Below are 23,142 nucleotides of genomic sequence, written 5' to 3'. Positions count from 1 at the left end.
TGTATGTTTTTAAAGGGGGATGAAATTTGAATGAAAAATACACCTTGCTTTATGATACAAAGGATATATTTGATGAGAGAGAAAAATTTCTATTAAGAAAGCTAAAGGTCGTTTTAATGAGTGATTTAAAATTACTTGAAAGAAAAGATCTAGAAAAATATAACATGCTAATTATATTAGAATCCGACAATCTATCGAAAGGGGAAAATATTAATCAGAAAGGATTTGATAGAGCCCATATTTCAATTATTAGAATAAGTCAAGTACCTAAAGCAGATGTCTTTGAGTTAATTATCAACATTATCAATACACAAATAGACTTCAATGAATTAACCCACATAAGTAATGAGAAAATAATTGAAGCATTACTTTACATTGACAATAATCTACAAAATTCTGACCTCAACTTAAAGAGTGTATCAAACTATGTATACTTAAATACTTCATATTTTTCTAGGTTCTTTAAAGGATCCATGGGAATTGGATTTAATGACTATATAATACAGCTTAGAATATCAAAAGCTAAACAAATGCTTACAAATGGACATTTAGTTACAGATGTATGTATGGCAATTGGTTATACTAATGTGTCTTACTTTTCCCAAATATTTAAAAAGAGGGTTGGAGTAACCCCTTCAAAATTTAGAAAGCGTTATTATTCAATAAATAAGGAGGAAAATAATGTATAGAAATTATTATGATCTTGTTGGTGTAGGATTTGGCCCAGCTGGAATTGCCTTAGAAACTGCAATTAGAGATTCAGAGGAAAGTAGTGGGGAGGAAGTTTACAAAAGAGTCTTTTTAGAAAAAAACAGTGACTCTGCATGGATGCCTGAGATGTTATTACCTGGTACAGATATTCAGCATCACTTTTTAAGGGATTTTGCAACACCTCGAAATCCAAGGAGTCAATATACATTTTCAAATTATCTATTTGAAAAAGAAAGATTGTTCACTTTTGGTTTGTTAGGTCACCCAAGTCGTACTGAATGGTCTGATTATGTTCAATGGGTGTCTATGAAAATCGATAATAAAGCTCAATTTAACGAAGAAGTTAAGCTTGTTGAACCAATAGTTGTAGAGAATTATGTAGAAGGCCTTAAGGTGCACACCATAAATAATTTAAACAATAAGAAAAATATTTATCATACTAAAAGTCTTATCTTGAATTCCGGTAGAAAACCCTATATACCTAGCTTGTTTAAAAATAAACAAGGTGACAAGGTTTTCCATGCAAGTAAGTTTAAAAGTTCAATACAGAATATTAGTAGTGATAATAACCCTACCTTTACAGTAATTGGTTCTGGGCAGAATTCTGTAGAAATAATTCTTTATCTAGCAAATAAGTTCCCAAACTCAAAAATTAATTCGGTTATTAGACATACAGGTTTTCGACTATATGAACTAGGTCATTTCACAAATGAAGTTTTTTTCCCTGACTTTACAAATTATTTTTACTCCTTAACACAAAAGGATCGAGATAAACTCTTCGAGCAAATCAAGCATACAAACTATTCAGCAGTCGACGATGATGTCAGCGAGTCCTTATATTGGAAAATGTATGAGGATAAGATTAGAGGTGAAGAACAGATAGAATTACATCGTTGTAAAGAAATAATCGATTTATCGGGACATAAAGGTAATTACTTATTAAATATCAAAGACATATATAACAAGGAAGAAAGTTACATTAATACAGATTACATTATTCTGTGCACTGGTTTTTTTGAGGAGGAGTATCCTGAAATTCTTCAACCAATGAAAGAGCACCTTAATTATAACAAAGATAATAGTATTCAAGTTTCCAAGGATTATAAAGTAAATACTAAATCTAATGTTAGAGCAAATATTTACCTTAATGGGTTAACAGAAAGGACTCATGGAATTGGAGATGCGGCTTCTTTTACTATGATGGCTACAAAAGCACAAAGAATACTTGATTCAATAGATAAAAACAATTTGATAAAAGAAGGTGATTTATTTTGAAAGTACAGTACTCGGATAAAGTCTCGCAAGTATGGCCACTGTTTACTAACGTCGATATAGACTATGGGAAAGATGTCCATTTATATGACCGTTTAGGTAGGAAATTTATTGATTTTACATCAGGAATCGGGGTTACTAATACTGGTCATTGTCACCCTAGAATAGTTAATGCAATCAAAGAACAATCCGAAAAGTTATTACATGGACAAACAACAATCCTATATAACTCAATGGTGGATCAACTATCGTACTCTCTTCAAAAGATTTTACCAGAAGAATTGAATTGCTTCTTTTTTTCTAATAGTGGAAGTGAGGCAGTAGAAAGTGCTATCAAATTAGTACGTCATGCGACTGGAAAGCCTAATATTATTTGTTTTCAGGGAGGTTATCATGGTCGTTCTATCGGAGCTCTATCATTAACCACTGCCAAATCAGTATATCGATCGGGTTATCAACCTCTTATGCCGGGTGTATTCGTTAGCCCTCATCCTTATTTCAAACAATATCAAGGAGAGGATACAGAAAAGAGGACAAAACAATGTTTAGATGAACTGGAACATTTGCTAAACTCTCAATCTTCACCAAGTGAAACAGCAGCTATGATAATTGAACCAGTATTAGGAGAAGGAGGGTATGTATCGCCTTCCAAAGAATTTATTAAGGGGGTAAGAGAACTATGTAATAAGCATGATATACTCTTAATTTTTGATGAAATACAAACTGGATTTGGAAGAACTGGGGAATATTTTGCATTTAAACATTTTGATGTTGTACCAGACATACTTGTTGTTGCAAAAGGAATAGCTTCTGGATTACCTCTAAGTGGGATAGTTGCAAATAAAAAGCTTATGGATAAATGGATTCCTGGTTCGCATGGTGGCACATATGGACCTAATCCTCTATCTATGGCTGCAGCTATTGAAACTATCAAAGTATTAGAAGAAGAAGATCTTATAAATAATTCTAAGCAGATGGGTAGTTATCTATTGTCTGGATTAGAAAAATTTAAAAATGAATATACCGAAATCGTTGATGTACGCGGAAAAGGTCTAATGGTTGGTTGTGAATTTGTTAATGAAAATGGCAGTCCTGGGACTTTAATAGCTGAAGAAGTCAGAAAAGAAAATCTATCACAAGGATTAATATTATTGACGTGTGGGCCATACAATCAAGTGATTAGATGGATACCCCCACTGACAGTAAAGAAAAGCGACATTGATAGAGCTTTAACTATTTTCGGTTCGGCTTTGAAGAATAGTTTAGGTAGAAAAAATGAACTATGATGTAATAGTTGTTGGGGGAGGAATAGTAGGAGCAAGTATTGCTTTTTATCTTACTAAAACTAAAAGTATTAATGTCTTATTATGCGAAAAAGGGAAACCGCCAGGTGATGGTGCAACTAGTATTTCTGGAGGGTTAATAAGAGTACATCATACGAATAAAGCAAATCAATATTTGTCTTTTAGAAGTTTACAAATATATAGGGAGCTTATGAAAAACAGAAAAATGGATTTTGGTTATAATCCAATCGGTTTTTCATTAATTGTTAGTCCCGAATACGTTAAAAATCTAAACAACAATGTACAGTATATGAACAAATTAAAGCTACCAACAATAATTTATTCTCCACAAGATTATAGTTTAAGGGAAAAATTTATTAACGTGGAGAATATAGGCGCTATATCTTACGAACCACTTGGAGGATATGGTGACCCAGCAAAATCGAGTATAACTTTCTTAAATGAGGCATTAAAGCAAGGGCTTAATTTAATGGAAGGAACAGAAGCCGAAAAGTTATTAATTAAGAAAGATAAAGTAGTTGGTGTGAAGACGAATTTTGCAAACATCTATTCTAAACAAGTAATAATCGCTTCAAATTTTTGGAGCAAAAAGCTTACGAAACAACTAGAATTTAACATACCCTTATATACCAAACGATTAGGTGTTGTATTTGCACATACACACAATTATAATGTTCTTTCTCATTCTTATATCGATGATACTTCTGATACGTACATGAGACCACTTCCCGACGGAAGAATTCTAATAGGAATAAAGTCTTCTGATTGTAATACGAATATTGACCATTTAAGCAAAAAAATCCATTATAACGAGGCTGAAGAAGCTCTATTTAGGGCTTCTAAAAGGTTTCCAGTTCTAAGTAAAGCAAAACTTTTAGGTGGACGTATTGGATTTGATAGCTATACCCCTGATCAATATCCTATTATTGGACAATCGGAAATAGAAGGGTTGTATCTATCAATAGGTTTTAGTGGAGGAGGCTACAAAATTGCTCCTGCAGTTGGTGAATTTATAGCTGAAGAAATAACTGGAAATAAAAAAACTAATGAACTTAAGTATTACGGACTGGAACGATTTAAGGATTATAATAACACCTATTTTCAAACAAGTAACATGTATAAATATATGTAATTTATCAAGAAAGGAGAGTTGTTATGGAGTTGAGAACTAGTCATCCGTATTATATGTATGATGAAATTGTGTTACAACCAGAATATTTAAAGAAACTCTTTCTATCCTTTAAATTTCAAAATCACGATAAAATTTTTAGTGTCTTAAAAGATAGTAATAGAATTTTTCTTGTTGGATGTGGAACTTCTTATAACGCAGCTTTGTCCAGTTTTAGTATCAGTCAAATTATTTTTAAAAAAGAAAATAAGTTTAGAGCAATACCAGCTCGAGAATTAATGTCTCCAGACATTTCCCTAAACAATAAGGATGTAGTAATTGCTTTCTCTCATTCCGGTGACACAAAAGCTACGTTTGATTGTATAGAAATGGCGAATCAGAACAACTGCAAAACCATATTGGTTACTGGTAATACTGATAGTAGATGTGCAAATATATCCGATTTTGTCTTTACGTATGGGTACCAAAAAGATAAGTCTCTTGCACATACAATCACCTATACACTAAGTGTTTTCCTCATGTTACTAATTATGGGAATATTATCAAGGAGGATGGGGGGTGTTGCTATAGACGATAGAATTAATTCTATAGCTATTCAGTTACCTTCTCTTTTCGAGAATATTATTAACCGTAGAAAAGAAATTAAAAAAATCGCAGAAAGTCTAAAAAGTAAATTTTATGTTATTTGTGGCAATGAAAGCACCATCGGTGTAGCTCATGAAGCAGCATTGAAGTTTGGGGAAGTTCACTATACTCCTACAATTAGTATGGATATAGAACAAATATTCCATGGACCATTAGTAATGTGTAATAAAGATACTACAATATTAGTAACCGCTAGCAATATTAATATAGACAGTAGAATATCTGATCTATTTAAGGCAAGTAGGATTATTGGTAGTACATCAGTACTTTTTACAACCGAAAAAAGCAGTGTGACTAATTCTAATTATGTGTTTCATATGCCAGATTGCCATGAACTCTTAGTTCCATTACTGTACACTTTACCAATGCAACTGATTAGCTATTATATCTCAATAAACAAAAAACTAAACCCAGATTACATCCGTAGAGATCAGTTAGCCTATAAAGAAGCGCGTGAAGCCTATGAATAAAAAACTTGTAGCAAAAACTGTTAACCCTCATGGGGTAATTGATAGGATAAAATCTCAAAATGCCGATAAAGAAGTTTTTAGAATCGGTATTAGCGCTAATTTAGGTGGGCATACAAGAGAATTGTATTCAGGGGTAGGGCTTGCAGTTCAAGAATATTTAAACGAAGAAGAGAGAGCTTATAACATTGAATTATTATGGGAAGAGAGCTCATTCGAACAGGGTTCTACAAGAAGGGCAGCAAACCTGTTAGTAAATAGAGGGGCTGAAGCTATAATTGGCCATTTGAGCGCAAATCAATCACTTGTAGCAGCTAGTATATATTCAGATATAGGCATTCCCTTTCTTGCTCCCGGCACTACACACCCTCTGTTAACTGAACAAGGGTACGATAATATCCTTAGAGTCTGTGGTAGAGATGAGAATATGGCTTCTGAAATGGTCAAGTTTGCGAAAAAATTGGTCTGTAATAATCAATTACAAATCGTTTATCAGCAAAATAATTATGGTGAACAGTTATCAATGTTACTTAAGAGATCAATAAAAGAAAAAGGTCTTCATGTTAAAAAATCCTTAATAATTAGTGAAAATGTGATAGCAGATATTGACAATGAAGATACCATATTATTTGCAGGCACTTATGAAGGAGCAGTATTATTAACGGAGCAAATAAAAAAATCTAATTTTAGGGGTGCGGTTATATTTGGTGATGATATTTTTGTTGCTGACTTCCCAATTCTTATAAATGATAGCAAACAACTTTATACGGTTTCGACAAAGAAAGAACTCTATAGCGTTAATTATGAGGAATTCTCTAAAAAGTATAGCGAATTAGCCTGTATGAATCCTGCCGCTTATTCGGTTACAAGTTATCTTGCAGCAAAGATTCTACTAAAAAATATCGAAATATTGAAAAAAGAGGGTTATAAAAAGCTAGTAAACAGGTTAAAAAGTGGTGTTTTAATAGGGAACAAGGAAATTTCTTTTTCACCAAATGGAGATGTTTTAGATTTTGAGTGGGATATTTACAGAATAAAAAACAAAGGATTCTTAAATGTGAATAGGAGTGATTTATAATGCCAGTTTTATTTTCATTCGGATTAACTTGTAATTTAGATACTGCAAAGAAAGATTTAGGTAATTGGAAAAAATATTCTAAAGCAGTTTTAAAAGATCATATCTATACATTTTCAGGGTTCCACCCGGACTTCAATGGAGGAACATCAACTGTAATTCATAAGGACGGTGGAGAAGTATTAGGAATTGCATTTGAAATCAATGAAAATCAAGTTAATCTCCTTACGGATAATGACTATGGTTATGAATTAAAGGAAAAAGAGATACTTATTTCAGATAAAAAAGTAAAAGCTTATATTATGGAACCTACAATTGTTGAAGAATTAAGAGAGCCTTCTTTGACTTACTACGAAAGTGTTAAATCTGCTTTAAATCAGCACTATCCAAAAGAAATTGTAGATCGTTATTTGGAGAGGGCGCTTAAAAGAACAAAGAAGCAAGGGGTGAATATCCAACGGTATAATCCTGATAGTTACAAGCATGAGTATGGTTCGTTACTAAGAAGAATATATCCTTGGGATAAGAGCCGTAAATCACCATTTGGTTCGGGATTTATAATAGTACAACCTGGAGAAACAACACAACCCCACAATCACGATGAGGAAGAAACTTTTATCATCCTTGAAGGAGAAGGTGTTATAAATGTTGATGGAGAAACACAAAAAGTATACCCAGAAGATGTTATTTACTTCGAGCCTTTCTCTGTCCATTCACTTCATAATACAGGGAATAAGGAACTAAAATTTTTGGCAGTTTGGTGGGGAGCTGTTGGAGTTGAACAGTATCAATTGGAAAATAAAAATTGGAAACAATAAGGAGGGTAAAAAAATGAGTAAAATGTTTGTTACAGCAACACCACCTACACCTAATGGTGACCTTCATATCGGTCATTTAGCAGGACCTTATCTGGGAGCAGATGTTTATTCACGTTTCAAAAAACTACAAGGTAACGACGTTTCTTATATAACTTATGGCGACGATAACCAAAGTTATGTATCTACGACTGCTAATAATAAAAAGATAGATCCAGTTGCAATGGTTGAAAACAATAACACTACTATAATGTCTACATTAAGGGCAGCTAATATTGAAGTGGATTTATATAAAACACCACTAGGTAATAACAAACATACAAATTATGTTTTAACATTCTTTTTAGAACTATATAATAGTGGGAAATTAAAAAAGAAAACTAAGGATATTTTATACTGTGAGGATTGTAATTTATATTTGTATGAGTCATTTGTTAAAGGATTGTGTCCCTATTGTAAAAATGAATCATCTGGTAACTTATGTGAAGCTTGTGGCCAAATAAATGATCCAATTGAATTAGAACACCCAACTTGTACTATTTGTGGAACAACGCCTAAAACAACTCAATATACTGGACTTTTTTTTCCGATCAATGAGTATAAAGATAAGTTAAAAAAATTTTATTCATCTAGAACTACTTGGAGAGCTCAATTGACGGAATACTGTAATTATATCGTTTCAAAAGATATTCCAGACTATCCAGTAACCTATCCTTCAAGTTGGGGAATTCCAGTTCCTATTGAAGAGTTCAAGGGACAAGTAATAAATGTGTGGTTTGAAATGTATCCAGGGATTTTAGAAAGTATTGAATCAGATAATATATATTCCGATAATTATACAACTAACAGTACCTTAATACAATTTCTCGGCTTTGATAACAGTTTCTTTAATTCTGTATTGCATATCGCTAGTGCATTTGCTATAGATAGAGATGAGTTATTACCTGAGCATATTATTACTAATTATTTTTATTTGCTTGATGAAAAAAAATTTTCTACTAGCAAAGGACATGCTCTTTGGGGTAGTAAAATCTTACAGAATATTCCATCAGATAACCTAAGATTTTATTTGTCTTTAACCAATCCTGAACATATGCAAACTAATTTCTCTTTAGACAATTTTTTTAAAGCTAACAAGAAAATGACTAATAAATGGGAAGAAGCAATAAATAGATATGTTGATATAGTTAATCAAGATTTTAAGGGAACGATACCAAAAACTGATTCGATACACTACCAAGCTACCAGCCTGATACAGAGAACAAAAAATAATTTAGAAAGATATTATGATTTACAACAATTTAGTTTACGAAAAGCCGCTCATGAATTAGAAGATTATATGGATTCTATAAAAGACTATTTGGATAGGATAGTTATACCTTTGAAAGATAAAGATGTTCATATGTATAAACGACATGTAGCTAACTTTAGTTATATACTAAGTTCTCTAGCTATCTTCTCTTTCCCCATAATGCCGAATTTCTCGAGAAAATTATATAGAAACTTAGGGGCAAAAGATTCCGACTTAAAATGGGAAAACCTATATAATATCGATACATTTACCGAAGTTGGAAATGAAAAGCAATTTTTTTTCTCCGTCATATCTAGGAGAAAATCATGAAAAAGATAAAAGTTCTCAAATTTGGTGGGAATTCTTTGCGAACAATTTCAGACCGCAAAAATATTGTTAAGACTATTAGTAAGGAAAGAGATAATGGGTTTAATTTAATTATAGTTGTATCTGCAATAGGGAGATTGGGGGATCCTTATGCAACTGATACACTATTAAGACACATTAAATATAATGTATTATCTCCAAGAGAAGCAGCGCAAATTACTTCTTGCGGTGAAATTATTTCGAGTATTGTATTGAGTTCACACTTAAATTCCTTAGGTATAAAGGCATCTGCTTTGACAGGGGCAAGAGCTGGAATGAAAACATCTAATGATTATTTAAATGCAAGGATAATATCTATAGATAAAAAAAATATAGATAACCTAATTAATGAGGGTATAATTCCAATAGTAGCTGGATTCCAAGGGCAAAATAGCTATGGTGAAACAACCCTACTTAGTAGGGGAGGAAGCGATGTAACTGCAGCAGCCATATCCCAAACTTTCGATGCTTGCCAGTTGGATATTTATACTGATGTACCTGGAATCATGACTACAGATCCTAAAATAACAAATTCTGCAAAAACATTAAAACACCTAAATTATGACCAAGCCTTAAAGATTGCTACTAGTGGTGGTAAAGTAATTCATCCAGAAGCAATTAGATGGGCTAAAGAAAATAATATAGAGATTAAGATTAAATCTTTATATAGTACACAAGAAACTACTATTACTGAAAATACAAATTATAATCAAACGCGAGGTAGTATCATTTGCCTTACAACAAATTCAATGGATGACAAAAAAGGAAAAATAACGATTATAGGCGATAGATTAAATAAGAATCAAGATATTCATAGTTATATTTTATACGACGACCTGAATATTCAATCATTTTCTTTTTTGCATGATAAAATCGAGTTAATATTACCAAAACATAATGTCAACAATTGGGTAAAAGTGTTTCATGAAAATTTTATTGAATGATTTATAAAAAATTAATAGACAACTCATGCCTATTGGTACGGAGTTGTTTATTAATTAATGTGTTATAAAACAATTCCAATATAGTTTTATCAGTATATTAACCTCCACAAGAAAAAGGTCGCATACGATTCATACCCTTTCCAAGATGAGGCAATTTTTTTAATTTCATTAATTGATGGTTTTTTATCTAAACCTCCAACTAATTTTATAGCATTATGTAGACCCACATCGTTTATAGGAAAGGCATCAAGATATCTTACACACCTTAATAAGACATAGTTTGCGGTCCATGGACCAATTCCTTTTATTTCAGTTAGAGTATTAACAGCTTCATCAATATTAGATAGTTGCAATAATTTCTCTTTTGATACTTTTTGGTTATCAATAGCACGTGCAATTTCTTTAATGTATTCACATTTTCTTCTTGACATTCCTAATTTAAATAATTCATCAATGCTTTCAGAAGCTATTATGCTTGCGGTAGGAAATAACCAATAATCCTCATTATCATAGTTAATTTTTTTGCCATATTTTTTAATAAATCTATCTTTTAACGTAGAGGCAAAAGTTAAATTTATCTGCTGACCTAAAATAGCCCATACAAAGGCCTCGAAAATGTCAGGTATTCCTATATTTCTCAAACCATAAAATTTTGATAATGGGAGCTGAAGGTACTCGTCATTCTTAGCAATGTCGTAGAAAGTTGTTAGATTTGTATCTAAATCAAGCCAGTCTCTAACATACAATATAATCTTATTTTCCGTTATTTCGTTGAACTTTTGATTAAAATCCTCAATATCAATAACTAGTTCATTAGAATATTCATAAACCTTTAAAAAAAATGGATTTTCATCTATGACAATAAATCGTTTTACACTTTTATGATCAGTATGAAATAATCCATCTTCTGTACTTTTTAAATAGTTCAGATTCATATTAAAAGAAAAATCCTTGGGGTAAGATATGCTCTTTTTTATTAACATTATGAAAACTCCTTTGGAACATAATAATTATAAAGTTAGCACAAATACACATAGCATAATGTTGTTATCTTGCTTTCATATTCTTATTTACTTGTAAAATTAAAACGGATGAAATAAACTGAATTCTAAATTAAAAATGAAAGGAAAATAGTTTATGTCCCAAATATATTGGACCTACTGGAGTTTAAATAATCAAAAGGGTATTATGGCGTGTTCAGATAAAGGTTTAGTTTATCTAGGTTCGCCTAACGAGACATACAATCATTAAGGATTGGTTAAAATACTCTAATCTGACAAATATATTTCATGATGAAGCTAAATTTAGTACCTATAACTTACAATTAACAGAGTATTTTACAGGAAAAAGGGAATTTTTTCATTAAACATGACCTCAAAGGGACCAAATTTCAAATTGAATTTTGGGAAACATTAAAATAAATTCCATTCGGAGATACTATTAGTTATTCAGAAATAGCTGAAAGATTAGGTAAGCCAAAGTCATATAGAGCAGTAGCTTCAGCAATTGCAAAAAATCCACTATTAATTATTATTCCTTATCAGCGAGTTGTGAATAAAAATGGTAAAAATACTGGTTATAGAGGAGGAATAGATTTCAAACTCAAATTAATTCAATTCGAAAGAGATTTAACACAACAATAGGTTACAGGAAGCTCTACTATATAATGACCATTTTTGATTTAAAATAGACTTTTCTTATTGGATAGAGGTGTTTGTTTTGTTTCAATAATAACAAATTTAAAAATGGACTTATATCTATTTGTGTATAACGCATTGTAATATTAAGTGCAACACCTAAAAATGTGGCTAGAACAAAACAGCCCACAACAGTTTCGTGTAAGATGTAAGTAACCACACCAACACGTACACGGGGGTACTGTTATGAGCTACAAACATCTTACCACATTTGAAAGAGCACGTATAGAAACATGAAATGATCAAGGAATGTCTATACGTACAATTGCTAAAAAACGTAATCGATCACCATCCACCATCTCAAGGGAATTAAAACGTAATATACAGGAAGGTTCTTATCCATCTGAAGATGCCCATGAGAACTATAACAAGCGTAGACTAAATTGTGGACGTATTGGTAAATGGTCTCCAGAACTAGCGAACATCATGAATGAAAAATTGAAGCTTACCTGGTCACCAGAACAAATTGTCGGACGCTTATTTCAGGGGGCGATTAGCTTCAAAACCATTTATCGTTGGATATATCAAGGATGGTTAAACAAAAACTTGAGTGTTCTACGTCATAAAGGAAAGCGGCAGAAACCCCAAGAAACAAGGGGACGCTTTAATGTTAGAACATCTATTACCAAACGGCCAAAAGAAATTAGAAAGCGAGAAACCTTTGGTCATTGGGAGCTTGATAGCAAATGACATCAAGTTGAGAATACTCCCCTGATATATAATCTTTTACAGCTGCTTGTATTAAAGCTTTAGAATATGATTTCCATGTCCTTGAGTTCTCCAATCCATTGAGACCGTATTTCTCATATTTCTCAGCCCAATCATACAGAGTTACATCCGCAATTCTGCATTTTGAACATAATTCTTTTATGGTATAATCTTCATTCTTATATGCCTTTAACACTTCATACTTAAACTGGCTAGAGTAAAATTTGTATTTACCGGACATAAAAAACTCCCTGTGATAACAGATTTTTATTTTTTAATCTGCCTACCTTAAGGGGAGCATATCAAACGGAAAGGGGTTGAGGAAAATCAGTGGAAATCAAGAATTAACAAAATTGGAAAGCGAGTGGAAGCCCCATTTTGATCGACTTACCGCCCTGAGCCGTCAAGGGAAAAGACACTCGATTTAATCGAAAAAATCAAAAGTATGGAACAGGAGCAAAGTCCAGTTGATTTGCGTAAAGAGCTAGAAACGACGCAAGATAATCTTTCGACTAGATCCAAAATAGTCAATATGTTTTTATCACAATGGAATTTTTATGGTACGGTTAGTTGGGGCTAATGACAGGATTACTCATGATTGTTATCACTTTTACCATTAGTGAAAATTATGGTGCTGCTGGAGCTGGCTTTTTAAGTTGGATGAAGTGGATATCACTTCTTGTTATTGCAGTTATTGGCTATTCGTTTCGCCCTAAAAACGAAGGAAATGAGATTATTGAAATGTTAAGCTATTACCCAATTATTCAACAAATATTCACCCGTTTTATCATTGTAATGGGTTTTCAAGTCGCTCTGACCCTGCCGTTAGTTTTATTGTTATAGGAAAAGAAAGTACGACATTGTATTTAGTTAGCTCCGTTATACCTGTTTTCTTTTTTGGTGTAATCGGTTTTGTGACAATATTATGGTTAGGACAAAAATTAGGTTTAGCTTTAACATTGTTTATATGGTTCAGTCAAGTGTTCATGAAGAAAAAGCTTTTGTTTCAAACTCCAGGCGATGATTACTTTCTAGTCATCCATATGATGATTTTTGGAGTTTCTATCCTTTTATTAAGCAGTGTGTTATTGAAAAGACGTTTTTCGGTGAATACGAAATGAGGATAACGGTAAGCAATGTAGCATATACATGGATAATACGAAGATTTTAAATGGTATTTCGTGCTCATTTTCAAAAGGAATAACGTATGTAGTTGGAAATAATGGGGCGGGGAAAACGACACTTTTAAAGCTGCTCGCTACTGCACTGCAACCAGAATATGGGGAAATCAACTATTCGTTCTTAGTTCGAGACAAGCAGATTGGGACGTATAGAAAGAATTTAGATATTGAAGAAATTAGGAAAATCATTGGTTTTCTTCCACAACATTTTACAGGTCATCTTGATATGACGGTGGGAAGGTATGTAAAATATATCGCCTATCATAAGGGAGTGCCTCGAGAATTTGTAAAAAAAACGGTGGCACACTGGTTGAAGGAGAGCGAATTAACTCAATTAAAGCGGAGGAAGATAAAGCATCTATCAGGGGGGCAACGGCAAAAAGTTGGTTTAATCCAAGCGCTAATAAATCTTCCGCGAATTTGTATATTGGACGAGCCGTTTGAGGGATTAGATATGAAGGAGCGGAGCTATTTTCAATCTATACTCCAGCGACTAGCTTATCATAGTATTGTAATCATTAGTACTCATTTGATTGATGAGCTTCAGCAATCTAGTGAAGATACATTACTTTATTTAAACGAAGGAAAAGTTACCTATTTTGGAGACCTGAGAGTACTTGATACTATAAAAAAGGAATTGCGGAAAACAGGAATTTGACTAAGCTCTAATTTGAAACAAATTCCTTAAGCAAATGAAGCTAAGTAGTGATAAATATATTTAAGACCACCAAAACGTCATCCTCCGTCAGATGGCGTTTTAAGCTGTGAGATGAATGTGTTTCGTGACTAAACCTTCCTCCCTAACATGTTCTATCTCTTGGTGACGATTGCTTACAGTTTACATCCATTTCGGAAGCATAGTCTCCTAACTGTACCTTCAGATTAATGAAAGTCTGGTAGCAATGTATAATGGACGATTTCTCCGTAGGAACCCGTTATGGATTTTTTTCTTTCAGGATGGAGGTGGTTTTATGCACCGAAAGATAGCGAAGATGATAACAAATCATGCCTGTTTTTTCCTTAACAACACAGTGTTAATGTGTTTTACCTTCATTAACGAGATATCTTAGGTAGAAATTTAAATTTCTATAAAAAATCGTACATTTAACTATAAACAATAGAAAATAGCTACCGATATAAATAATGCATCACCAAAAAAATAGTTTATCTAACTTTAGAAGAAGCGTTGGACAAAAATTATCCTTATGGATGAGCAAGGATTCAAGGCAACATGGAAGTACAAAAAAATCTCTGGAAGAAAAGGACTAAGTACAATTCCAGAAGATTTTAAAATGATGCCCGAATAAATTCATCTCGATAATAACTCCTATTATCAGGAGATTATTATAAATCAAACTAGCATTTCACAAGGATGGGTCTTGCTAGTAAAACAAACACATGGAGGTAGAAAAGGTATGATTATTAATCACAACATTGCAGCGTTAAACACACATCGTCAACTTTCTAACAACAACAACGCTGTGCAAAGCTCACTGGAGAAGCTTTCTTCAGGACTAAAGATCAACAAAGCAGGAGATGACGCAGCAGGTTTAGCAATCTCTGAAAAAATGCGTGGTCAAATTCGCGGGTTGGAAATGGCACAAAAGAACGCCCAAGACGGTATTTCTTTAATCCAAACAGCTGAAGGTGCGATGAATGAAACTCACGCAATCCTTCAACGTATGCGTGAATTGGCAAACCAATCTTCTAACGATACAAATACGGATCAAGACCGTGCTGAGCTACAAAAAGAAGTAGATCAATTAGCGAATGCATTAAATGATATTTCTGAGGACACAGAATTTAACACGAAAAAATTACTTGATGGAACGTTAAAAGATGCAACATTCCATGTTGGAGCAAATGAAGGCCAAAACTTAAAAGTTTCCATTAGTAATATGAGTGGTACTGAGTTGAAAGTAGCTGAAACTTATAATGTTGACGATTTAACGTATCAGGATGCTACACAAGACGTCGATTATACAGTTGGTACTAATGGCGATGAAATTACCTATGGTGGTAAAACTGCAACTTGGCAGGCTGCAGATCCTGATCCTGCTGGAGATGGTTCACTACCTGGTACACCTGCTGGTTATTACGAAGGTGGAAATCTAGTCCTTGAAGCAGATACAAAATTAACTGATGGAGAAACTGGAACAATTAAAGGTAAAGCTGGCGGTTACTACGATGGTGATAAACTAGTAATCGAAGCAGAAGAAGATAATTTGAGCGGAGAAGTAACAGTCGGTATCAACATTTCCTCTCAAGAAAGTGCAGATAAAGCCATTTCGACAATTCAAACAGCTATCGACAACGTATCTGCAGAGCGTTCTAAAATCGGTGCGGTACAAAACCGTTTACAACACACGATTAACAACCTAGGTACTTCTGCAGAAAACCTAACTGCTGCTGAATCTCGTATCCGTGACGTAGATATGGCTAAAGAAATGATGGCATTTACGAAAAACAACATCCTTACTCAAGCAGCTCAATCCATGCTTGCGCAAGCTAACCAACAGCCACAAGGTGTACTTCAATTACTTCGTTAATAAGTAAATGGAGAATAATTATATAAGATCGAAGCCTGCTCGTTATGAGCGGGCTTTTATCTATTTAGAGCAAGCAAAACAAACGTTACTTTATAAATAAATTTATGTTCCAAGGTAAAACTTAGTGAAGTAATACAGGCTTTTTAACATTATCTGATTTTGATGTACATTTAACCCGCTTGTCATTATAATGGAGAAGAAAATAAAAGCTAATAAGATATAATCAAATAATGCTTACACCGTAAGTTTTATTGAAATAGTAATTAAATACAGCATTTTTAGTAGCTTTCACCCTCTTTTCTTCGATGCGTAGTTTAAAACTACATCTCTTAGCGTCCCCATCTAAAAAACCTGCTACCCATCTTAGAATAGCTCAAGCAAAAATTTTAACATAATCTTAGGTATGGAAAGGAGTAAAGAAATGGCTAGTTTTTATGGAAAGCTGTCTGCAGAGGTTTATGATCTTGATAAGTATATCGGTAAATCTTACGGTGATGTGGAGTATTACTACGATCGGTTAAAAAACGTAAAAGGGAAAATTTTAGAACCGGCTGTTGGGAATGGGCGCATCTTGATTCCATTATTAGAACAAGGATTGGATGTAGATGGATTTGATCTTTCAGATGATATGCTAGATTTATGTAAGAAAAATAGTGACCAAGCAGGTTTTAAACCGAATATATATAAATATAACATGGCAAATTTCTCGTTGACTCAAAAATACGCAGCTATTATTGTGCCAACTGGTTCCTTTTTACTCTTGCATAAGCGGGAAGAGTCCGTAGCTGCACTCCAATGCTTTTTTGATCACCTAGAGACTGGTGGAAAATTGATTGTAGACATTTTTCTACCAGATACGTTTAAAGAAGGATATGTATCAAAACGAACCATGCATAATCCAGAAGGTGACATGATTACGTTGGAAGAAACGTTAGTAAAAGTGGAACCAATTCATCAGTTCTCTATTTTTCATAATAAATATGAAAAATGGAGCGAAGATAAACTCATAGATTCAGAGCTCGAGATATTTCCGCTAAAATGGTATGGAGTTGAAGAATTTCGTTTAACTTTAGAAAAAATCGGTTTTAAGAACATCATTGTTTCTTCCGATTATAAGTATAATCAATATCCTACTAAAGCAGATGATATTATTACGTTTGAAGCGATTCGACCGTAAAAGAGTTAGATAGTTAGTAATTATAAACACAATTAGAGATCCAAACCTTTGCAGGAGGAAAAAAGCATATGCTTTTGTGAATAAAAAATGGGTTGTTCTGTAATTTTTAAAGTTATTTTCGAACAAAAAACTAAATTAATTTAATAATGTTCGTGTTTAGTTGACATTTATGTTGGAAAATCGTATGATTATCCTGTGTTAATTAAATAGACGCGTATAATTTGGGGATAGGGCTCAAAGTTTCTACCAGACTGCCGTAAATAGTCTGACTACGCAAGAGATACTGATTGCAGGATGATCAAATGACTGGTTTTTTTTGGGATATCCTTATGAATCAACAAGCTCTTGGGTGCAGACCTGAGAGCTTTTTTCGTTCTTGCGTCTTTTTTCGCTAAAATTCACCAAAAAGTAGCTCATAGCACAAAAGAAACCTTGTGAAAACTGTATCCAACTACGTCCTAAAGAAAGTATCAATTTTGAAAAAAATGCCAGTCCATCAGATAGCTGGCAATAAAAGCTTGCAAAATGAGAGGAGAAACATCATGAAAAAGTATTTTCGTTTTGACGAACTTGGAACAAATTATCGGACCGAGTTTATGGCGGGATTAACGACCTTTTTAGCAATGGCTTATGTTTTATTTGTTAATCCATCTACATTAGCGTTAGTAGGTATTGAGGACCTTCCTAGTGGCGTTACGCGTATGGATCAGGACGCTGTATTTGCAGCTACAGCTATTGCTGCAGCGGTCGGTTCTCTATTTATGGGACTCATTGCGAAATACCCGATCGCATTAGCTCCGGGAATGGGTTTAAATGCATTTTTTGCTTATACGGTCGTATTAGGATATGGCATACCTTGGGAAACAGCGCTTAGTGGTGTACTAGCTTCTGGACTGATCTTTGTTGTTCTAACACTAACTGGGCTGCGTGAAAAAATTATTAATGCGATTCCGGCCAATTTAAAAATGGCGGTAGGTGCAGGAATTGGCTTTTTCATTGCCTTCATTGGTTTCCAAAATTCCGGCATTATTGTTGCAAATGAAGCGACATTACTCGGATTAGGGGATCTTACAACGCCGACAGTGCTTTTGGCTATTTTTGGCTTAGTGGTATCGATTATTTTAATGACGATTGGAATTCGTGGTGGCATTTTTTACGGAATGATTATTACAGCTATTGCTGGTATGGTGACTGGATTAATTACACCGCCATCAGGCTTAGACGGAGTTGTCAGCAGTGTTCCTAGCTTGGCGCCTACATTTGGACAGGCGTTTGTAAACTTTGGAGATATTTTTACACTGCAAATGTTGGTCGTCATTTTGACCTTTTTATTTGTTGACTTCTTTGATACGGCAGGTACATTAGTAGCCGTTGCTAATCAAGCAGGGTTAATGAAGGATAATAAGCTGCCACGTGCTGGAAAAGCATTGTTTGCTGATTCTGCAGCTACCGTTGTAGGTGCTACACTAGGTACATCAACGACAACGGCTTATGTGGAATCAACTGCTGGGGTTGGAGCTGGTGGACGTACTGGTTTTACAGCTGTTGTTACAGCGATGTTTTTCTTACTTGCATTATTCTTTTCCCCTTTATTAAGTGTTGTCACACCAGAAGTAACTGCCCCTGCATTAATCATTGTAGGTGTATTAATGTCTTCGGCTTTAAAAAATATTGAATGGGATCAATTTGAAATAGCTGTTCCAGCGTTTCTAATTGTGATTGCTATGCCGTTAACATACAGCATTGCAACAGGGATTGCGATTGGATTTATTTTCTATCCCATTACGATGGTGCTAAAAGGGCGAGCCAAAGAAATTCACCCGGTGATGTATTTCTTATTTGTTATTTTCATTTTGTATTTTGTCTTTTTAAGCTAAAAATTTGGACGAATAAAATGACTTTTCCCAAGTCTTCTTGGGAAAGGTCTTTTGTTTATGATTATAAAGCACTACGTTATTAGCATGTAGCCGATAGTAAGATTTTCCTTTCCACCTTGCGAAGTAATAACGAGGAAGAAACATTCCACCTGCAGGCACCTACTGCCTGATTTTATCCAAAGTAATTAAGTTATATCTTGGAGATATCAATCAAGCCCACTGAAAAATTGTAAAGTGAATTTTCCATCAGTAGGGGGGTATTTCTCCTCACTGAATACCGTAATGGTATGACCTAAAGGCTGCTTACGAAATAGGGTATTTAGGAGCTGTTTGCTCCCACTTCAACTTGTTGCTGTACAGGTTATCCAACTCCTGAAGTAGGAGTCTTACCGCACCTTAGATAAAATCAGAAAAACAGATAAACTAAATATCACCATTTGCAGTGAAGGATTCGACTACTATTTATATATATCTGTTGGAAATGTATTATTATAAAGATCAACTCTATCAGTGGTCTCGCCCCAATCTAGTGTAAAAAGACGAGACCCCTTCACTTTATATTTCCTTTTCTAATTGTGTTAGGAGATGCAATACTTCATCAGATGCTGTTTGTAGCTGGGCAAAATAGCTTTTTGTCTCTGCGCGTTTCCTTTGTTCATAGCTTTGGACGGCTAGCTTCGCATAATGATGTACTTGACGATGTGGTTCTTCCAGTTGCAGGAATACAGGGTTGTCTTTTATATGGGACGGTAAATCGCCATAATACCATTTACCGAGTCGGCATGCTTGATGAGAAGCGACTTGCTGGGAATCAATCGTCTCCAAATCAAGCAACATATTGTATACGCGCCATTTCCATAGCATATGGTCAGTTTTCGCTGCTTCGATAATATCTTTTGCTTGAAAACGGATATTATCAAAGAACGTTAATCGATATGCATCCATTTGCTTGCTTAATTGCAGAATTGTTTTGGCTGTCTCTATTGCAACCTCTTGTGTAGTCTGACCCATTTCGAACATCATGGCGTTTCGATCAGCAATTTCTGTTACTGCCGATGTTTGTTCTTCTGTCATGGCAGCTATTTGTGAGGTAGAACCATTAATTGCTTGTATCGCTGCGATGATATCTTGTAGTGCTTTTTCGCCATCTTGGGAATCGGATATAGCACCTTGAATAAGCGCATCCGTATTGTCCATTTCTGTTGTGACGAGGCTGGCAACTTGATATAGAGCGTCCATATTTCGTTTGATTTGTATGGTTTGTTCTTTTGTATGTTCTGCTAGATTTCGAACCTCTTGAGCGACAACCGAAAATCCTTTTCCATGTTCACCTGCTCGGGCCGCTTCAATACTGGCATTTAAGGCTAGCAAATGGGTTTGGTCGGTAATATCTTCAATCACGTTAACAATATGTTGGGTTTGTTTGATTTCATCATTTAAGCTGTTCATTTGCTTTTCAATCTTATTATATACTTGCCCCATTTTATTCATATCTTCAAGTGCTCCATGAACCACTTGTTTGCTTTTTTCTACAGAAGAAACTGCTTCTTCTGTTTCTTCAGCGACTTTTGTAGCGTGTTCGGCTACTTCATTGACTGAGGCACTGACTTCCTCTGTAGCAGATGTTACATTATGGCTTTCTTCCACAATGTTTTCCATCTGATTAATTAACTGCTCTGTCGTATCTAACTTAGTTACGCCATGAAGTAAATCTGAAATATTGGATAGGAATGATTTAAAAGTTTCTTCTATATGCGCTTGCACCATTAGCTGTTGATCAAAACCTGCCCGTTTTTGAATAGCGAGGGACATAGAAATCATTTGTTTTTGCTTACGTCTTGACTGTTTGAGTAATAAAGAGGTCATATGTTGGATGAGTAGGTTATGTGCCCCAATGAATTGATCGACAGTTATACGGAAATGGCTAAGTTGATTTCCCATTTCCATCCGCGAACGTATATACCTGACGTCAATATTTGCATTAAAGAAATCCTCTACATATGTATCGATGAGATTTTCTAATTGGTCCTTTGGGACATGTTGCTTTATGGTCCCATTTTGTTCAGTAACGGAAGCAAGATAATTGTAAAAAACTTCTACATATTCTTTTTTATAAGGAATTAGAATAGCTGCCGCTTGTTGTACGAACTCTAGTGTTTCTTGAGTTACTCCCATCAGCGCTAATTTTTTAGTCATATTTTCTTTGTCATTTGTTTGATCCAATGAGTCAGGTTTGGTTGCCATTATATTTTCCAATGCTGTCTCCCCCTATTAGTGTGAATAGAAAAGTTGTCCCTTAATAGTAATAAGGTTGTTTCTAACATTACATTCTACCGGGAACATTCCCTGCAGATCGCGCAATTAATAAAAGCGGTTTCAAAATACACGGATTGAAAATTCCTGTTATGTGGGATGAAATCGACACTTCCATCAACTACAAGCAAATCACTTTCTTGGCTGTTCAGTGAGCATAGACTTAAAAGAATGATAGTTCTTTTTAACTAATAAGTCAATAAAAACAGGTATAAAGAATCATTTATGAAGTGCGAGAAAAATAAAAAAGACCAAACACTACAGTTGAAGATAATGACCCTACGAAGTTAGATTTTTAACGCTAACCTTCGGGGGGCAGTATCCAGTGCTTGGTCTCTACATAAAGAGCAGCTTATTTACTTTTTTCATGTATATAAGCTTCTTTTCCATAAGGCAGCAAATGATAAATGGTAATTAAAATGGTTCCGACTAAAGCTATTCCGCCCATAGCAGCATATAATGTACCGCCACCGTAAGAATCTATCATTGCGCCGCCAAGTAAGGAGCCTATAATTCCTGAAACACCAAAGAACGTTGCAAAAAATACAAGATGACCGGTAGATTGCAATAATTTAGGCACGAGACGGGATATATAGTTAAAGGAAGCTAAATAGAAAGTCCCGAATGTTAACCCGTGCATGAATTGTAGGCTAATAATATGCCAAGGACTGTCTGCTGAGCCATAAATAAACCAGCGGATACTATATAAAACACCAGCAATAATGACAAACACAAGTGGATGATACTTTCTAAACCAATATCCTGCAGTAGCAAAAACGATGGCTTCCGTAAGTACGCCGACAAACCAAGCCACACCGACTAAGCCTTCACTTCCTCCTAACTGTTCAATATATAAGCCAATAAAACTATCATTGGCACGATGCGTCACGCTTAAAAACATAATAAAAAATAAAAATATAAGAAAAGGTTTACTTTTTATAAGCAAGCTGACATCCTTTAGTTTGACAGGGTCTGATTCTACTTTTACATCTACGAGCTTGAAGCTGACGATAAATGCCAGTACTCCGAAAAACAAGTAAGGAATAATCATATATTGAATCCCGGCTCTTGTAAGAATTTCGCCGATTACTAGCGAGGAAACTGCAAAGCCAATGGAACCCCATAAACGAATGGTTCCAAATGAAACGCCAAGATCATGAGATCTTCGCTGTGCGAGGCTATCTCCTAATGCACCAATAGGTGTTACGAAAAAATAAAATATAGCGCCGACAGTAAGAATAGGCAGCAGTGTGTCCATTTGAAAAAAGACCACACTCATAACTAATAAACCGATGAGGCATACTTGGATGACGCGCTTTACTGTTTTAAATTTATCACTCATGTATCCCCAAAACGGCTGAGCGATGATGGAAGCCATAGGACCAACTGCCAGAACATAGCCGATTTCTGTACCATCTAATCCTTTGTACTTTAAATATAAAGGTAAGTAGCTAAGGATAATGGTATTGGTAGCATGAAATGCAAATAATAACATTTTTAGTGGTGTTAACGATGCATGTTTAGACAAATCTCTCTCTCCTGACTTGAATGAAGTGAAACTTTATTTAGCAGTATTTTTAACCTGATAACCTATTACATGTTATACTGAAAGGTCATTGAA

General features: G+C 34.4%; 21 protein-coding genes, 1 pseudogene and 1 riboswitch. Of the genes and pseudogenes, 18 read left to right on the top strand and 4 right to left on the bottom strand.

Annotation, left to right across the window (positions count from 1 at the left end; translation table 11 throughout):
• Positions 1 to 26: 26 nt before the first annotated feature.
• The 9 genes from BKP57_RS06260 to BKP57_RS06220 are packed head-to-tail and all read left to right on the top strand — an operon-like array spanning position 27 to position 10,019.
• The gene (locus BKP57_RS06260) at positions 27 to 689 is read left to right on the top strand and encodes a helix-turn-helix domain-containing protein (protein WP_050351734.1); all 663 of its coding nucleotides are present in this window, start codon (positions 27 to 29) and stop codon (positions 687 to 689) included.
• Positions 682 to 1,986 (top strand): SidA/IucD/PvdA family monooxygenase, encoded by a 1,305-nt coding sequence (locus BKP57_RS06255; protein WP_050351733.1) that lies wholly within the window; start codon positions 682 to 684, stop codon positions 1,984 to 1,986. The genes BKP57_RS06260 and BKP57_RS06255 overlap by 8 nt, the downstream gene beginning before the upstream one ends.
• The gene (locus tag BKP57_RS06250) at positions 1,983 to 3,269 is read left to right on the top strand and encodes an aspartate aminotransferase family protein (protein ID WP_050351732.1); all 1,287 of its coding nucleotides are present in this window, start codon (positions 1,983 to 1,985) and stop codon (positions 3,267 to 3,269) included. Before BKP57_RS06255 ends, BKP57_RS06250 begins: the two co-directional genes overlap by 4 nt.
• Positions 3,259 to 4,419: an NAD(P)/FAD-dependent oxidoreductase gene (locus BKP57_RS06245; protein WP_072741167.1), complete on the top strand. Its 1,161-nt coding sequence runs from the start codon at positions 3,259 to 3,261 to the stop codon at positions 4,417 to 4,419. Before BKP57_RS06250 ends, BKP57_RS06245 begins: the two co-directional genes overlap by 11 nt.
• Positions 4,420 to 4,472: 53 nt before the next feature.
• The gene (locus tag BKP57_RS06240) at positions 4,473 to 5,531 is read left to right on the top strand and encodes an SIS domain-containing protein (protein WP_198035025.1); all 1,059 of its coding nucleotides are present in this window, start codon (positions 4,473 to 4,475) and stop codon (positions 5,529 to 5,531) included.
• Positions 5,524 to 6,606 carry an ABC transporter substrate-binding protein gene (locus tag BKP57_RS06235; protein WP_050351729.1) on the top strand — a complete coding sequence of 361 codons (1,083 nt, stop codon included), beginning with the start codon at positions 5,524 to 5,526 and terminating at the stop codon, positions 6,604 to 6,606. Before BKP57_RS06240 ends, BKP57_RS06235 begins: the two co-directional genes overlap by 8 nt.
• Positions 6,606 to 7,421 carry a cupin domain-containing protein gene (locus BKP57_RS21625; RefSeq protein ID WP_050351728.1) on the top strand — a complete coding sequence of 272 codons (816 nt, stop codon included), beginning with the start codon at positions 6,606 to 6,608 and terminating at the stop codon, positions 7,419 to 7,421. Before BKP57_RS06235 ends, BKP57_RS21625 begins: the two co-directional genes overlap by 1 nt.
• Positions 7,422 to 7,434: 13 nt before the next feature.
• Entirely contained in the window at positions 7,435 to 9,039 is a 1,605-nt protein-coding gene (locus tag BKP57_RS06225; RefSeq protein WP_128743403.1) for a class I tRNA ligase family protein, read from the top strand.
• Positions 9,036 to 10,019, top strand: a complete 984-nt coding sequence (locus BKP57_RS06220) for an amino acid kinase family protein (RefSeq protein ID WP_050351726.1) — start codon at positions 9,036 to 9,038, stop codon at positions 10,017 to 10,019. The genes BKP57_RS06225 and BKP57_RS06220 overlap by 4 nt, the downstream gene beginning before the upstream one ends.
• Before the next feature lie 89 nt (positions 10,020 to 10,108).
• On the opposite strand, the gene BKP57_RS06215 is transcribed toward BKP57_RS06220, so the two are convergent.
• The gene (locus BKP57_RS06215) at positions 10,109 to 11,002 is read right to left on the bottom strand and encodes a DNA-3-methyladenine glycosylase family protein (RefSeq protein WP_072741165.1); all 894 of its coding nucleotides are present in this window, start codon (positions 11,000 to 11,002) and stop codon (positions 10,109 to 10,111) included.
• Between the two features lie 438 nt (positions 11,003 to 11,440).
• Here BKP57_RS06215 and BKP57_RS22715 point away from each other — a divergent pair, with 438 nt between their 5' ends.
• Both BKP57_RS22715 and BKP57_RS06205 read left to right on the top strand, forming a co-directional pair.
• A complete protein-coding gene (locus tag BKP57_RS22715) occupies positions 11,441 to 11,662 on the top strand; it encodes a methylated-DNA--[protein]-cysteine S-methyltransferase (RefSeq protein WP_128743528.1) in 222 nt (73 codons plus the stop codon).
• Between the two features lie 240 nt (positions 11,663 to 11,902).
• Positions 11,903 to 12,400: pseudogene (locus BKP57_RS06205) on the top strand (IS30 family transposase); the annotation flags it as partial.
• Here BKP57_RS06205 and BKP57_RS23395 read toward each other — a convergent pair.
• A complete protein-coding gene (locus tag BKP57_RS23395; RefSeq protein WP_072741164.1) occupies positions 12,360 to 12,665 on the bottom strand; it encodes a helix-turn-helix domain-containing protein in 306 nt (101 codons plus the stop codon). The pseudogene BKP57_RS06205 and the gene BKP57_RS23395 overlap by 41 nt on opposite strands.
• Before the next feature lie 204 nt (positions 12,666 to 12,869).
• Between BKP57_RS23395 and BKP57_RS23105 the strand changes: the two genes are divergently transcribed.
• The 7 genes from BKP57_RS23105 to BKP57_RS06170 all read left to right on the top strand — a co-directional run bounded on the left by BKP57_RS23105 (position 12,870) and on the right by BKP57_RS06170 (position 19,208).
• On the top strand, positions 12,870 to 13,004 hold the full coding sequence (locus BKP57_RS23105; protein WP_257786701.1) for a hypothetical protein: 135 nt from the start codon (positions 12,870 to 12,872) through the stop codon (positions 13,002 to 13,004).
• Positions 13,004 to 13,267, top strand: a complete 264-nt coding sequence (locus BKP57_RS06195) for a hypothetical protein (protein WP_050351723.1) — start codon at positions 13,004 to 13,006, stop codon at positions 13,265 to 13,267. Before BKP57_RS23105 ends, BKP57_RS06195 begins: the two co-directional genes overlap by 1 nt.
• A 17-nt stretch (positions 13,268 to 13,284) precedes the next feature.
• Positions 13,285 to 13,545: a hypothetical protein gene (locus BKP57_RS06190; RefSeq protein WP_050351722.1), complete on the top strand. Its 261-nt coding sequence runs from the start codon at positions 13,285 to 13,287 to the stop codon at positions 13,543 to 13,545.
• Between the two features lie 28 nt (positions 13,546 to 13,573).
• Positions 13,574 to 14,263: an ATP-binding cassette domain-containing protein gene (locus tag BKP57_RS06185; protein WP_072741163.1), complete on the top strand. Its 690-nt coding sequence runs from the start codon at positions 13,574 to 13,576 to the stop codon at positions 14,261 to 14,263.
• Between the two features lie 757 nt (positions 14,264 to 15,020).
• On the top strand, positions 15,021 to 16,154 hold the full coding sequence (locus BKP57_RS06180; protein ID WP_072741162.1) for a flagellin N-terminal helical domain-containing protein: 1,134 nt from the start codon (positions 15,021 to 15,023) through the stop codon (positions 16,152 to 16,154).
• A gap of 421 nt (positions 16,155 to 16,575) precedes the next feature.
• Positions 16,576 to 17,331, top strand: coding sequence for a class I SAM-dependent methyltransferase (locus BKP57_RS06175; RefSeq protein WP_072741161.1), 756 nt, complete (start codon positions 16,576 to 16,578; stop codon positions 17,329 to 17,331).
• A 192-nt stretch (positions 17,332 to 17,523) separates the two neighbouring features.
• A riboswitch (purine riboswitch) is annotated at positions 17,524 to 17,623 on the top strand.
• 250 nt (positions 17,624 to 17,873) lie between these two features.
• Positions 17,874 to 19,208, top strand: a complete 1,335-nt coding sequence (locus tag BKP57_RS06170) for an NCS2 family permease (protein WP_050351717.1) — start codon at positions 17,874 to 17,876, stop codon at positions 19,206 to 19,208.
• 555 nt (positions 19,209 to 19,763) lie between these two features.
• On the opposite strand, the gene BKP57_RS06165 is transcribed toward BKP57_RS06170, so the two are convergent.
• Together BKP57_RS06165 and BKP57_RS06160 are read right to left on the bottom strand one after the other, a co-directional pair.
• Entirely contained in the window at positions 19,764 to 21,464 is a 1,701-nt protein-coding gene (locus BKP57_RS06165) for a methyl-accepting chemotaxis protein (RefSeq protein WP_050351716.1), read from the bottom strand.
• Between the two features lie 409 nt (positions 21,465 to 21,873).
• Positions 21,874 to 23,049: an MFS transporter gene (locus BKP57_RS06160; protein WP_050351715.1), complete on the bottom strand. Its 1,176-nt coding sequence runs from the start codon at positions 23,047 to 23,049 to the stop codon at positions 21,874 to 21,876.
• Positions 23,050 to 23,142: the final 93 nt, after the last annotated feature.

The organism is Virgibacillus sp. 6R, assembly GCF_001895305.1.
GTDB lineage: Bacteria > Bacillota > Bacilli > Bacillales > Amphibacillaceae > Virgibacillus > Virgibacillus pantothenticus.
This window is presented reverse-complemented; position numbering and strand designations above follow the sequence as displayed.

Bases quoted from the DNA above. Each gene is read 5' to 3' on its own strand.
- BKP57_RS06225 (WP_128743403.1), top strand. From the start codon at position 7,435: ATGAGTAAAATGTTTGTTACAGCAACACCACCTACACCTAATGGTGAC.
- BKP57_RS06215 (WP_072741165.1), bottom strand. From the start codon at position 11,002: ATGTTAATAAAAAAGAGCATATCTTACCCCAAGGATTTTTCTTTTAAT.
- BKP57_RS06240 (WP_198035025.1), top strand. From the start codon at position 4,473: ATGTATGATGAAATTGTGTTACAACCAGAATATTTAAAGAAACTCTTT.
- BKP57_RS06180 (WP_072741162.1), top strand. From the start codon at position 15,021: ATGATTATTAATCACAACATTGCAGCGTTAAACACACATCGTCAACTT.
- BKP57_RS23395 (WP_072741164.1), bottom strand. From the start codon at position 12,665: ATGTCCGGTAAATACAAATTTTACTCTAGCCAGTTTAAGTATGAAGTG.
- BKP57_RS06195 (WP_050351723.1), top strand. From the start codon at position 13,004: ATGACAGGATTACTCATGATTGTTATCACTTTTACCATTAGTGAAAAT.
- BKP57_RS06235 (WP_050351729.1), top strand. From the start codon at position 5,524: ATGAATAAAAAACTTGTAGCAAAAACTGTTAACCCTCATGGGGTAATT.
- BKP57_RS06175 (WP_072741161.1), top strand. From the start codon at position 16,576: ATGGCTAGTTTTTATGGAAAGCTGTCTGCAGAGGTTTATGATCTTGAT.
- BKP57_RS06255 (WP_050351733.1), top strand. From the start codon at position 682: ATGTATAGAAATTATTATGATCTTGTTGGTGTAGGATTTGGCCCAGCT.
- BKP57_RS06170 (WP_050351717.1), top strand. From the start codon at position 17,874: ATGAAAAAGTATTTTCGTTTTGACGAACTTGGAACAAATTATCGGACC.
- BKP57_RS06245 (WP_072741167.1), top strand. From the start codon at position 3,259: ATGAACTATGATGTAATAGTTGTTGGGGGAGGAATAGTAGGAGCAAGT.
- BKP57_RS06185 (WP_072741163.1), top strand. From the start codon at position 13,574: ATGGATAATACGAAGATTTTAAATGGTATTTCGTGCTCATTTTCAAAA.
- BKP57_RS21625 (WP_050351728.1), top strand. From the start codon at position 6,606: ATGCCAGTTTTATTTTCATTCGGATTAACTTGTAATTTAGATACTGCA.
- BKP57_RS06220 (WP_050351726.1), top strand. From the start codon at position 9,036: ATGAAAAAGATAAAAGTTCTCAAATTTGGTGGGAATTCTTTGCGAACA.
- BKP57_RS23105 (WP_257786701.1), top strand. From the start codon at position 12,870: ATGGAACAGGAGCAAAGTCCAGTTGATTTGCGTAAAGAGCTAGAAACG.